The 12,622-nt window shown below is 39.8% G+C and carries 10 protein-coding genes; 3 read left to right on the top strand and 7 right to left on the bottom strand.

From position 1 onward, the window contains the following. Positions 1 to 10 precede the first annotated feature (10 nt). From ACJJIL_RS22510 to ACJJIL_RS22500, 3 genes are read right to left on the bottom strand one after another with little or no spacing between them, the layout of a single operon-like run. Positions 11 to 3,142, bottom strand: a complete 3,132-nt coding sequence (locus ACJJIL_RS22510) for a glycosyltransferase family 4 protein (RefSeq protein ID WP_445360815.1) — start codon at positions 3,140 to 3,142, stop codon at positions 11 to 13. Continuing rightward, the gene (locus ACJJIL_RS22505; protein ID WP_413663864.1) at positions 3,132 to 4,109 is read right to left on the bottom strand and encodes an SDR family NAD(P)-dependent oxidoreductase; all 978 of its coding nucleotides are present in this window, start codon (positions 4,107 to 4,109) and stop codon (positions 3,132 to 3,134) included. The genes ACJJIL_RS22510 and ACJJIL_RS22505 overlap by 11 nt, the downstream gene beginning before the upstream one ends. 15 nt (positions 4,110 to 4,124) lie before the next feature. After that, entirely contained in the window at positions 4,125 to 5,354 is a 1,230-nt protein-coding gene (locus tag ACJJIL_RS22500; RefSeq protein WP_413663865.1) for an NAD-dependent epimerase/dehydratase family protein, read from the bottom strand. A gap of 409 nt (positions 5,355 to 5,763) precedes the next feature. Between ACJJIL_RS22500 and ACJJIL_RS22495 the strand changes: the two genes are divergently transcribed. Together ACJJIL_RS22495 and ACJJIL_RS22490 are read left to right on the top strand one after the other, a co-directional pair. Continuing rightward, the gene (locus ACJJIL_RS22495; RefSeq protein WP_413663866.1) at positions 5,764 to 7,110 is read left to right on the top strand and encodes a methyltransferase; all 1,347 of its coding nucleotides are present in this window, start codon (positions 5,764 to 5,766) and stop codon (positions 7,108 to 7,110) included. Positions 7,111 to 7,134: 24 nt separating this feature from the next. Beyond that, a complete protein-coding gene (locus tag ACJJIL_RS22490) occupies positions 7,135 to 8,133 on the top strand; it encodes a hypothetical protein (RefSeq protein ID WP_445360814.1) in 999 nt (332 codons plus the stop codon). Positions 8,134 to 8,211: 78 nt separating this feature from the next. On the opposite strand, the gene ACJJIL_RS22485 is transcribed toward ACJJIL_RS22490, so the two are convergent. Together ACJJIL_RS22485 and ACJJIL_RS22480 are read right to left on the bottom strand one after the other, a co-directional pair. Beyond that, positions 8,212 to 8,850: a glutathione S-transferase family protein gene (locus ACJJIL_RS22485; RefSeq protein ID WP_445360813.1), complete on the bottom strand. Its 639-nt coding sequence runs from the start codon at positions 8,848 to 8,850 to the stop codon at positions 8,212 to 8,214. Between the two features lie 115 nt (positions 8,851 to 8,965). Further along, a complete protein-coding gene (locus tag ACJJIL_RS22480; protein ID WP_445360812.1) occupies positions 8,966 to 9,394 on the bottom strand; it encodes a VOC family protein in 429 nt (142 codons plus the stop codon). A gap of 239 nt (positions 9,395 to 9,633) precedes the next feature. On the opposite strand from ACJJIL_RS22480, the gene guaD reads away from it, so the two are divergent. Next, positions 9,634 to 11,028, top strand: coding sequence for a guanine deaminase (guaD, locus tag ACJJIL_RS22475; protein ID WP_445360811.1), 1,395 nt, complete (start codon positions 9,634 to 9,636; stop codon positions 11,026 to 11,028). Between the two features lies 1 nt (position 11,029). Here the strand turns inward: guaD and ACJJIL_RS22470 are convergent, their stop codons facing one another. Both ACJJIL_RS22470 and ACJJIL_RS22465 read right to left on the bottom strand, forming a co-directional pair. Further along, a complete protein-coding gene (locus tag ACJJIL_RS22470; protein WP_444918640.1) occupies positions 11,030 to 12,016 on the bottom strand; it encodes a hypothetical protein in 987 nt (328 codons plus the stop codon). Between the two features lie 179 nt (positions 12,017 to 12,195). Continuing rightward, positions 12,196 to 12,615 (bottom strand): F0F1 ATP synthase subunit epsilon, encoded by a 420-nt coding sequence (locus ACJJIL_RS22465; protein ID WP_108735087.1) that lies wholly within the window; start codon positions 12,613 to 12,615, stop codon positions 12,196 to 12,198. Positions 12,616 to 12,622 lie beyond the last annotated feature (7 nt).

Below are 12,622 nucleotides of genomic sequence, written 5' to 3'. Positions count from 1 at the left end.
TCAAGCCACCTTAGATCGCGACTAACATTTGTTTAAGATAACGCAATCGGCCATTTCGTAAGACAAGTCCATTTTCCTTAACACGTACGGTAATTTCTGAGTTTTCCTGCTTTATTTCAGGGGTTAATGAGAACCGGAATCCATACCAAGCTAGTTTCGGGTTTCGAGTACCGAAACGTTCTACATAACGATTAGCCGTGGCTTCAGCTACAATATTTCCGTTCACCTCTAAGACAATCACTAAATTTTTAGCTATATTGCTTCTATCCCATGCCCATCCCTCAAGAACCCGTGGATCGAGTGCAAAAAGCTCTCGCGGTGGAATTGACCCCTTAATAGGTGAGCCAGTATATCCCTTAAATATACGTTGTAAGGTAGTACCTGATTTTTGAATCACAGCCTGAAAACTAAACTTGGGTTTAAATTCAGTTTCATTGATTTTTCCCTGCTCATGGATAATTTTTGCAATATCATGTTCAGGCTCATCCTTACCTTCTACTGTATAATCCTTGTCTACAAACTCTCCTACCTCTGCGTGATCTTGCCCATATAAAGTGGTATCTTCAGTATCTATCCCTTGAGTACTTTCAGCTGTGTTATTTTCCGATTTAGAGAAGAAACTCCAGGTATATTTTTGGTTAAATATCTCCTCAACTGCTACCTCATTAAGTATTGGACTTCCAGAGATAGCTGCAAATACATTTTTAGAAAGTTTTATAACCCGTATAAAACGGGTGTAAGTCATTTCTTGATCTTCTAACAGAAACTTAATATTAAATTTTTCACCTTCTTCCCATTTATCTGGAATTGGGAATCTATGTAAAGTAAGTTCATTATCTTGTAGCTCCAAAGAAATTGACTGGGGCTCGCCATTAACGATTAATTGCCTATTTCCCGGACCTTTGGCTACACAGAGCAAATGGGAATTTCTCTCGTCCAAACCTACAACCACCCTCGGATTACGGTTTTTCATTTTACGAGGCCGGTCGGCATGTAAAAGCCACACGGGTTCCTCATCCAAACGATTCTTATCCCGATAAAGTGCTGGTCTTAATTTAGCTCCAATAGGCTGAGCTGAAGGAAGAAGGGCTAGTTTACGATAGGCAATATTATCATTTTCAATCAACGACATTGAGCGAAGATAGACTGAGTTAGCGTTATTTCGAGATTCTTCCAGTTCTTCTAAATAGTAATCGCTCCGAAGATGGCACTCAGGAATAACCATCAATTCAAACCCAAATTCTTTGTTCGCCCTTAAAATATATTCTTGTACCAAACCGTAGCGAATATCATAAGGGAGTATTGACCCCACCTTGCTTGATACCAGTTTTGGAATACAAATAATATTTGTGCCTATAGCATTTCCAAAGCTGATCTCAGACACGATATCTACACCTATCGGCATTACCACCTTGTTTTCAGGTAGAGATAAAAAGCTAGTGATTATGAATTCATGATTTATTTGAAGAGTTTTGCGTAACTCACCACAAAATTTTCCACCTAACCGAGAGGATGTACCATCACAGAGAATGCAAGCATCTAGAGTACTTTCCGAAAGACTTTTTGCCAGTGCAATCCCTGCTGGAAATCCAATGAAATCCACCAAACTACAATTGAGACCGGCTTCCAATAGAAAGTTAGAAGCTCTCTCAGCAATATTTTCAAGATAGGGATCAATTAATAAAAACTTGATGGAGTCGGGTCTATCAACTAAAAGTGCCTCAGAAAACTCCATAACACTCTCAGTATCCCGCAATAGAACAACCACTTCTAGGGTCGGTAGCTCCATCTCATTAGAAGCTGTTAAGGTGGGCAAGCCTGTAATCTTGGTGATCGCTTCAGCACCACTATACTGCTTAAAAAGATCTGCTAAGTAGGCATGAAAACCATACCAAACTTGAAGGTTATAATTGTTATCAAAACTGGAATGCGCAATCCTATGCCCATTCTTCAGTACCTCTTCTAGCCTTTTCGCAAGCTCAAATGCGTAGGGTGCGATAAGACAACTTTCATGGTCTTCTTTTGCGATAAGTTCTGGAGTTCCCCCTACTCGCGTTGCAATAAAAGGAATATTATTCTCTAGTGTTTCATATACTGCCATGGTGGAGTTTTCAATCAGGGAGGGCATTACCGCTATCATATCCCTGGAACATAAAAAAGAGAGAGCTTCCGGCTGGTTATAATCTGTGATGCAATTGACTTCAAAACTCCAAGTAGATGCTTTTCGCTCAATATAGTCCGCAACCTTCTCATTGTTTTGATTAGGTAAGGCTTCACCATATTTACCTAGGAAATTAACTCTGGTAGGACAATTCCCCGTCCGCTCAAGTAAATCCAGAGCGGTACAAAAGAGCTCCAATCCTTTCCGCATTTCCAAACGACCAAAGAAGGTCAATTCGTTAGTGCGAACTACATCACCAGGCTGTCGATTAATGCGTTTATCATCAACGGGAACTTCAGAAAAATCGAGAATATTTGGCTGAACATAAGTTGATGTTGGCAGCTTATAGCCGACATAGCGCATAAAGCAAAGTAGGTGTGCGCTACCACCAATTACCATATCGGAAAATTCAACACATTTCTGCTCAGCAAAACTCGCTGGTAACAGCTCCCTTTTTACCAATGGCTGCATTTGATAATGACGATTCCAGAGGTGCGGGGACGATGTCTTTACAATAAATAAAGTATCTTTAAACGCCAAACCCAACTTCTTAACCATTAACGCATAAATTAATCCACCTCGCCATTCGGAAGTGTGGATAACATCAAAACGTCTCTGTTCAATTAACCAGCGGTATGCCGCACTATATCGTCGCTGCCAACTCTGTGAGGGGCCGATTATTGTTTCATCCGTGTGCACCAAGTAGTGCAGTGAAACACCAAAATTGGAATATTCCTCAACCCAATACTCAGGTGTTTCATTCTCAACTGTTTCACCTTTTAAGTAGAGCACATGTACTTCGTGCCCATGTGCTGCCAGTCCTTTCGCTAGGTGATAGTAGGTTGAAGCAATCCCTCCATTTCTCACCGGACCTAGGATTTCTTCTGTGGCTATACAAACTCTGAGCTTCTGGTCCGACTCAAAACCTGCATAAGTATTTAAATCAGGGAATGATTCTACTGAAAATTTGTCAATCTGCATTCTGTAGGGCCCTCTGCGAGAGGCTAGGCTTCAGAACATCCTCCTTATTGACAAAGTAATCCCATGTAATTTGAATACCGTCTCTTAATGATACCTCCGGCCTAAAGCCCAAGTACTGTTTTGCTTTAGTAATATCCGTATAGTTATGGCGCACTTCACCTGCCCTGAAAGGGTGGTTAGCTATTTCAAGATCTTCATGGCAGCCCGAGACATCCCTTAGTAAACTAATTACTTCGTTAATTGACGTCGGCTGGCCGCTACCCAGCTGAAATACCCCATTTTCTCTCTTTTCCAGAGCCCTAATTATTCCCTGGCAGAGATCGCCTACAAAAATAAAGTCTCTAGTCTGATAGCCATCTCCGTAGACATCACAGACCTGTCCTTTCAGAATATTTTTAATAAAGGCTGCTATCACACTTCCTTTGTGAAAGGAAAGCGGACCATAAACATTAGAGAATCGTAAAGAAGTTATTGATAATCCATAACTTTGAGAATATGCAGAACAGTAGGCCTCTGCTGCAGCCTTAGACGCACCATAAGCCGATGCGGGATTCACTGGCATTAATTCGTGTACTGGTGGATCAGCTTCTCCAATGATCGCCCCACCTGTAGAAGCATTAATGAGATGTCTAACCTCATACCTTCGCATTGCTTCCAGAAGATTGACAGTCCCCTGTACATTTACTTCAAAATTATAGACAGGGTTATTTATTGAATTAATAACACGTGTATCTGCAGCTAAATGTATAATAGCATCAGCTTGCTTTACAGCTTCATCTACGTCCCGTTGATTTCTAACATCTCCTCTAATAAATTGGTGAGGTATTCCGGCTAATGCTGCGGTAGTGCCAGTGACCTCATTATCTAAAACTAAAATTTCGTCATATAAACTCAAAGTACTGAGATATTTGACTAAATTTGAACCTATAAATCCACATCCACCAGTAATAAGGATTCGCGTAGACATAGCTAAAGCTACCCACTAGGAAATGGTTTCAGTAACTTCACTAGTTTTTTCCCGATAGGAAATATCGGCAAGTTTATTACCTTTTGTCCAATAAGAAACGCAAGGTATTTTTGTATGATCAGCCCGATCTTGATATTGCATTGTTATATCTGTAATTTCTTGCAGAAGGCTATCTTTAATAAGAATCGGCTGCCATCCAAATGAACGAAGTAAATCATTTTTTACATTGAGATCATTTCTCTCTGCCTCCTTCCTAGGGTTTGGCAGATAACTTATTTCACAGTCTGTCAGTGATTGAACTAATTGTGCAAGATCGGAAAGTGTTTGCGTTTCCGCCATCTGATTGAGAATCAGTGGCCGTTCACCGAGCTCCGGTGGATGTAAAAGTGCCTGCTCAATACATTTGCAAGTATCAGAGATATGGATAAATGCGCGAGTTTGACCACCTGTGCCATGAACAGTCAGTGGGAAACCGACAGTCGCTTGCATTAGAAATCTATTTAGGACTGTGCCGTAGTCCCCGTCATAATCAAAACGATTTATCAGACGCTCATCCAAACTAGAGAGTTCAGTCTGCGTTCCCCAAACAATCCCCTGGTGAAGGTCAGTAATACGAAGCCTGTCATTTTTCGCATAATACTGAAACATCTGCGAATCCATCGTCTTGGTCATATGGTAAATGGAGCCGGGATTAGGCGGATAAACGATAGAGTCTGAAATTTGACGATTATCAACTGTCTCTATTTTTACATCCAAGTAACCTTCAGGTATTGGTATGGGCTCCTCATGGCCGTAACCATACACTCCCATTGTACCGAGGTGAACCAAGTGAATATCAAGCTGCGTCTCTACAATCGCATTGAGAATATTATGAGTACCACAAATATTATTAGCGATCGTATAATTCTTAGTAGAGCTGCTTTTCATCGAATAGGGCGCAGCGCGCTGCTCACCAAAATGAACTATACTATCTGGCTTTTCCTCCTCTAAGAGATTTACAAGATCGTTAAATTTCTGGGAAACATCCAACTCCACAAAGCGAATAACCTTTCCCGTTAATTCAAACCAGGTATCAATACGCTCTTTCAGTTCTCGAATCGGTGTTAATGATTCTACATTGAGCTCACTATCAATTTTTCTTCTAGAAAAATTGTCAATAATAATAACTTCATGACCTAAATTACTCAGATGTAATGAGGTTGGCCATCCACAAAAGCCATCGCCACCGACTATTATCAGTTTCAAAGAGCCACCTCCACAAGTTTTGCCAACCAGGCCGTTGGCAGATCAATTTATTCAGGATTGAGGTGTTATCGTCTGCTGCTTAATTGGATAACGTGAATCTTACAAAATCCAATTTATAACACAGGCTTTCCAGCTTTACCGATTATACGAGTTAGCATCCGCGCCAACTTTTATAGATTGCACCTTGAATAGTTTTCTCAGAGAAAATAAATTTATTATTTGACAGCTCCAACTTTCACATTTATGAATATTTTCATAGCTTAAGAAAATCAGTGCTAGCTGCGAGCATGTACTCAATAATAAGCAATCTTATTATATTTGATTTAAATCGAGCGCAACTGCACCTATTTGCAGCATGCAAGTCAATATCCACGCCAAAAAACCTGGTTACCATTACTTGGAAAATTAAATGTCTACTTTAGAAATCAATCAGCTGGATAACTTTGAACAAGGGAAGCAAGCTGCATTAGCTGGAGAAATAGACCTGGCGAGAGAGTTATTGCGTCCAATTGCCGATCTCAACCCTTTTCATCCGGCTACTTATTTCCTGTGCTATGCCGAATCAAAAAATGGGTCGATTCTAAATTGTGATAAGTATGCGCTGACCTTCATCTCAAGACATCCACACCATGTAGGCATGAGAATAATCTCCGCTATGCTAAATATAGCTAAAGGAGACATAGATCAAGCTGAAAAAGATATAAAAATAGCAATCAAGTGCAATCCAGAACATAAACGAGCTCTGAAAGTCTTTGACCAAGTCAAACTGATACGAATCGAAAATAACGCCAGGGAAGCGATTGAAATTTTAGACACTTCCCGTTCTCACCCTGCATTTTCAAAACTTTCCCGCTCAAAGGCAGCAAAACAACTAAAGAAAATAGAACCTTTAGAAGATTGGGATAATCATGAATTGCAAGCTAAAATCGCATTTTTCCACAACTGCACTAATATACGCCATGCACTGAAGAATTTTGATTCGGATCTCATCACTAGTGCCGTTGAACTCGGCTACTGCTCATGGCCAAGAAAATTACATAAATATGTACAAGGGTGCAATGTTTTAGATGTCGGTTGTGGTTTTGGCGGCTATGCCATGGGCTACCTCTGTGCTGGAGCAAACAGTTATACCGGTGTAGACCCAGCAATGTCTTTAGACTCCAGGAGGGTTCGCAATAAAAGGATAAGAAAGTGGGTTAACGCTCCAATGTCCGGCCAGGACATCATGGATTTAATCCCGGATATTGATCTACGCCAGTGCTCTACCCGCGATCTCGTCGGCATAAAGACCTTTGATACGGTTTGCCTACACAATGTCACTGAGCACCTATTGGAAATTGAGGGTGTATTCGAGGATATTGCGGGGTTGTTAACCAAAGGAGGAAAAATTATATTTCTGCATCACAACTTTTATGGCTGGAGTGGGCACCATATGCCTCCTCATAATCCATCAGTTTTGGATGAAGGGAATCCAGATCATCTTAAGTTTTGTGATTGGAACCATATTAATATTGTTCGCCATTTGCCACATGACCACTATTTACACACACATCTAAATCGCATTCGAATCGATGAATTACGCGCATTAACACGTAAGTATTTTAATATCGAAACCTGGGAACTACAGCCTTCCCATAGTAATGTTTTAGAGCGTTTAACTCCGGAAATAGAGACCAGGGTAAGAGAAGAAATTCCTGATATTACACTGGATGAAATGAAGACAAATGTTGTTTTTTGTGTAGCTTACGCTAAGTAATCAATTTTTTTCCGGAGCAAAATAATGTACGAAATTGATGATGCGGAAATTGCAAGGGGTTGTTATGTACACCCAGAAATTTCATTTTCTAAAACTGAAGTTCCACAGAGCGTATTTGAGACACCAGGAATGGTTTCGATTGCCGAACGCAAATTACTCTATTCATTGGCGTCAAAAAACTTCCAACAAAAAGGGCATATTGTTGATGCCGGAAGCTTTATGGGAGCATCTGTGGTTTCTCTCGCACATGGGTTGATGAGTAACTCAGATTTTTCAAACAACAGAAATTCAAATATATTGGATAGTAAACCTATTAGTAGTTATGAATTGGGTTTTCTACCTAAACCTGCAAATGGTTCGGATCGTGTTTGGGAGTGTGACTCACTAACCTATAAGTTTGGTGAATCTTTTGTTCCAATACTAGAAAATAGTATTTCTCCATTTCAATCATTGATTGAACTAAATATCGGTGATTTTAATGAGTTTTCCTGGCCTGATAATCCAATTGAAATTTGTTTTATTGATGTATGTAAAACTCAGGACCTAAATAAACATGTTTCAGCAGAGTTTATGCCAAAGCTTATTGAGGGCGAATCATTTTTCATTAATCAAGATTTTTTCTTTGATCGTTTACCATGGATTAAAGTAACCATGGGATATCTTGAAGATTATTTCGACTGGTATGGGCAAGTATTCTCAAGCTCAATCTATAAGTGTAAAAAACCAATTCCTAAGGAAGTAGCTGAATACGACCCATTCACCGAAGCTAGCCTAGAGGAATGCTTGAAGCTCCACGATAATCATCCTAAAGAACATCTAACAGATGCTCACAAATTAAGAATGTGCTTGTCTCGCTCATATCTTATTGCAATGAAGGGGGATAAAGATGAAGCACTAGATTATCTCAAAGTAGTTGAAAGTGATTATGAGCATATGATGGATGAAAATACTTCTATAGACAGAAATGATCGTTTTCGATTCAACAGAGCTGTCCGGCAAATAAAAAGCGGAATTTTTAGTTAAAAACTAGTATTTGGGATAAATCAAAAAGGTCAGAAATATAGTTTCTGACCTTTTATTTCAAACAAAATGTATTTATATTTAAGCTGGGCTTATATTCATGTCTTTTTCCAAAGCTGCATCAAGTTCTTGAGCTCGTTGAAATGCTTTACGTTGAGATAAACGATTTACATACTCCTGATACTCTTCACGTCCATCTATAGTTCCAAACTGTAACCCCCACCCCAGCTGTGCACCAATATATACATCTGCTGCTGTAAAACGTTCTCCAACAATATACGGGTTTGATTTTATTGCACCAGATAGCGTATCTAGTGCAAGTTTATAATTACCGTAACCCAACATTTGCTGTTTATCTTTAACCTCATCTTCATCGAAGATATATTTATTCACGATGGCGGACTCCAATGGTCCAGCTGAGTAAAACATCCATCGGTAATAATTGGCACGCTCTTCGTTATTTATCGGAGACAAACCTGAATCGGAAAATACATCTGCCAAGTAGACACATATTGCTGCTGCTTCAGTTATTATTTTGTTGTCGTGCACTAGTGTTGGAACTTTCCCCATGGGATTCAAAGCAAGATATTCTGGCGATTTCATGTCTTCGCCATATTCAAGTACTTTGGTTTGATAGGGTACCGATATCTCCTCTAACATCCATCGAACAATACAGCCTCTCGACTGAGGATTCGTATAAAAGATGATTTCATTTGCCATGTCAATATCTCGAATTTATGTGGAAACATAAATTTTAGCTAGGCAAGTATCATTTCTTCGAGAGATTTACATGTCAAGTTATTAAGTAAAAATACTATCTATTTGCTTGGACAATTCACTCGGCTAATTCAACAGTTATATTCTCTGGCCCCAAGAGAAAAGCTAATTTTTTATTTTGATATTCCAATATTCCACTTCTTGTGCTGATTCCTTGCTTCGATAAATATTCTAAAGCCTCATTCAAATTATCTACCTTCAAACACAGATGGTTATAACCGGGCCTTGCCAAGTCAATTAGTGATGGATTAGTTTTAACCGCTGGATATCGGTAGTGAAGTAGCTGTATCTCAAACTTCGGGGATGACTGCTTTAGTACCATCGTAAAGTGATCTGCTTCTACATTATCGACCTGAAGATACCGCGACGCTTTCTCTCCAGTTAGAAAATTTTTGAGTAGAAGCTCAAAACCCAGCAGTTCAAAAAAACTGACACTTTCCTCTAGTTTCGTAACAACTACTGTTACGTGATCTGGATGTTTAAACATGGATTGAGAGCCTTCAATCTGGATTTAAGTACAAGTTTAGATGTAATTGATTAAGTTTTTTCAAAATACAAAATATACAAATCAAATTTCTGTATTTTTAAGCAGGTTATTACTCAATATATAAGTTAATTTGTTGTTTTATATTCCAGTTCTTCTAGAGAGTACCGAAATAAATTTGTCACATTATCTTTCAAATGCTAAATATATAGGTTTGCTTATTGTTTTAACGGAGTGAACTGGTGGTCGAAACTTTATCCCTAAGCAGCAGTATAAAGTCCAATATAGCTAAATTATTTTTGTTACTCTCAGCTTCTAGCAACTTTGTTTATGCAGATACAACTATATTTCAAGGTGACATACTTCATTTTACAGCCGACCCGGCGAAGACCAATAAAGCTTATGAGTATATTGAGGATGGCGGATTAATTGTCAAAGATGGAATAATTGCAGGGATAATTTCTGAACAACAAATTTCGGAAAAACAAAAAGACGCAGAGATTGTAGATTATCGCGGCAAGTTAATACTTCCCGGCTTTATCGATTCTCATATTCACTATCCACAAACAGGGATGATTGCGGCTCATGGCGAGCAATTATTAGAGTGGCTTAAAGAATACACCTTTCCAACTGAAAGTAAATTTTCCGATAAAGAACACGCGAAGGAAGTTGCAGAGTTCTTTATTAGTCAGTTACTTAAGAATGGCACAACATCAGCACTTGTGTTTGGTACCGTTCACCCAGAGTCTGTAGATGCTCTCTTTGAAGTTGCTCAACGGGAGAACATGCGACTAATTGCAGGTAAGGTACTGATGGACCGCAATGCCCCAGAATATCTGCAAGATACACCCGAAAGTGCCTATTCCGATAGCAAGAAGCTGATCGAATGTTGGCATAATAGGGATCGATTGAGCTATGCCATTACTCCAAGATTTGCCCCGACAAGTACTCCTGAGCAGCTTAAGCAGGCAGCTAAGTTACTAGATGAATATCCCAATGTGTATATGCATACCCATGTTTCCGAAAATAAGGATGAAATTAATTGGGTAAAATCATTGTTTCCAGAAGCAAATAGTTATCTTGATGTTTATAACATATATGGATTAAATCGCGACCATTCAGTGTTTGCTCATGGTATTTACCTGGATGACCAAGAGATGGAAACTATGGCTTCGGTAGGTAGCGCTATAGCTTTTTGCCCAACGTCTAATCTGTTTCTAGGGAGCGGATTATTCCCGCTTAATAGAGCTGAAGAAATTAATGTTAGTGTGGGCCTGGGAACCGATGTGGGGGCCGGCACCAGTTTCTCGATGTTAGAGACTATGGATGAGGCCTATAAGGTAGTTCAGCTACAGAAGTCGATTGAAGATGCCAGTGGTATAAAGACACTCTCTCCACTTAAAGCTTTCTATCTTGCGACCTTAGGATCTGCACAAGCACTGGATATCGATAAAAGAGTTGGAAATTTTGAAAAAGGAAAGGAGGCAGATTTTATTGTTATTGATTTAGAGTCAACTGATTTAATGAAGTTTAGAATGAAGTCTGTAAAGACACTTGAAGAAAAACTATTTGCACTTCAGGTTCTTGGCGACGATAGAGCTATATACAGCACTTATATAATGGGTAATAAAAAATAGTTTATCTGGAGTTTGATATTGCGTGACCTATTTTTCGATACTCTTCTTGTACTCGCTCTAGATTGTCCACCCCGAGGTAGTAGTCGTCTTTGCCATAAATGCTTTCCCAAACAAACGGATAAATGGCGATAATCTTGGGGTTTGCTATCGCAAAATTATAAGCTTGGCGTGCCTGGCTAATTATTTGTGGTTCTGAAATACTACCGAAACCTCTATTCGATGTTTTAAATGCTCTCGGTATTAAGTAATATTCAACATCTAAATGCGATGTCTTTATCATTAGCTTTTCTACCAATTGTTGCTGGAAGTTTTCTCCTACATAGTAATTTACACCAAGTAAATTATATTTCTTAGGGATTAAATTCTTAAACTTCGATTTCCTCACAGTTTCATTCATAAATGTAATTGCTCTTTTTGCGTTAGGAAAGCTTTCTTTAACTAATTGAGCAATTTCTTCAAGATATAGCTTTAACGTTTGATTACTTAATTTTGAGCGATGGAATGGTTCATCTAACGAATCGAAGGCCATAATTATGTCACTAAATGGCTCAAGTCGTTTCTTTGCTATTTCCCACCGCTCCAAATAATCAGCTCGTTTTCTGAAGGTAGGATAGCCATCGAAAAAGATCGGAGCTAATTGTACCCATACTTTTAATCCATGAGCCCTTGCGGCCTTCATAATACCGATTTCATTGAAATAGACGTCTACAAAAGTAGTAAATTGCGACACCTCAGCAATTTCATCTATAGTCCACCCGGAATGAAAGAATCCAAATTCCACTAAGTGTTCAGGCACAGTGTTTCCTGGGTTTACATATATAGGCGAAGTGATATTTCCATGAAGTAGCAACGCTTTGGGGGACTTTAGATTTTCAGCTGTAGTAGGTTTGTTACTAGTTTTAATAGAGGCTGCAGTCACTACGTTAGAGTTAGCAGTCAAAGGGGCAAACACGAATAGTAAATACGCGACAACTAACATCCATTTCATAGTTGATAGCTTCTTCAATCCAAAAACATACAAACATCACGTGTAACTATAGTCGTTAGAAGGTGTGAGCAGGGTAGGGGGGGTAAGAGTCTTTTGGAGTTTTCCAGAAAAATAAAAAAAGCAGCCGAAGCTGCTTTTTTGTCGCCTGAAAACAGGCCTTACGAGTAGGTAAGAACTGTTTACTTACCGGCCGCCTTGCGAATTGCCTGCAGGGTACGCAGACGCGCTTCGGCTTCGGCCAGCTGGGCTGAGATGCGCGCGTAGTCGACTTCAGACGGCGCCTTGTGCAGGGCGTGTTCCGCTTCTTCGCGGGCCTTCTGCGCGGCGTCTTCATCGATCTCACGTTCGGCTACATCGGCGAGGATAGTCACCATATTAGGTTGTACCTCGGCGTAGCCACCGCTGACGAACAGTACTTCCTCTTCACCACCGGGCTTGATGATGCGCACCGGACCGGCTTTCAGAGCGGTGAGCAACTGAGCGTGACCGTAGGAGAGACCCAGCTCACCCTCGATACCACTCACAATCACCATCTCTACCAGTCCGGAGAAGAGAGACTGCTCGGCGCTGACAATGTCACAATGTACTGTCATGGCCATAGTATAT

The organism is Microbulbifer maximicatervae (SeqCode), assembly GCF_052468095.1.
Note: the sequence above shows the minus strand (reverse complement) of the source record. Positions and strands in the feature narration are given on the sequence as shown.

Coding starts and splice junctions, on each gene's coding strand:
- ACJJIL_RS22480 (WP_445360812.1), bottom strand. CDS start 9,394: ATGTTTAAACATCCAGATCACGTAACAGTAGTTGTTACGAAACTAGAG.
- ACJJIL_RS22495 (WP_413663866.1), top strand. CDS start 5,764: ATGTCTACTTTAGAAATCAATCAGCTGGATAACTTTGAACAAGGGAAG.
- ACJJIL_RS22505 (WP_413663864.1), bottom strand. CDS start 4,109: ATGTCTACGCGAATCCTTATTACTGGTGGATGTGGATTTATAGGTTCA.
- ACJJIL_RS22485 (WP_445360813.1), bottom strand. CDS start 8,850: ATGGCAAATGAAATCATCTTTTATACGAATCCTCAGTCGAGAGGCTGT.
- ACJJIL_RS22470 (WP_444918640.1), bottom strand. CDS start 12,016: ATGAAATGGATGTTAGTTGTCGCGTATTTACTATTCGTGTTTGCCCCT.
- ACJJIL_RS22465 (WP_108735087.1), bottom strand. CDS start 12,615: ATGGCCATGACAGTACATTGTGACATTGTCAGCGCCGAGCAGTCTCTC.
- ACJJIL_RS22490 (WP_445360814.1), top strand. CDS start 7,135: ATGTACGAAATTGATGATGCGGAAATTGCAAGGGGTTGTTATGTACAC.
- ACJJIL_RS22510 (WP_445360815.1), bottom strand. CDS start 3,142: ATGCAGATTGACAAATTTTCAGTAGAATCATTCCCTGATTTAAATACT.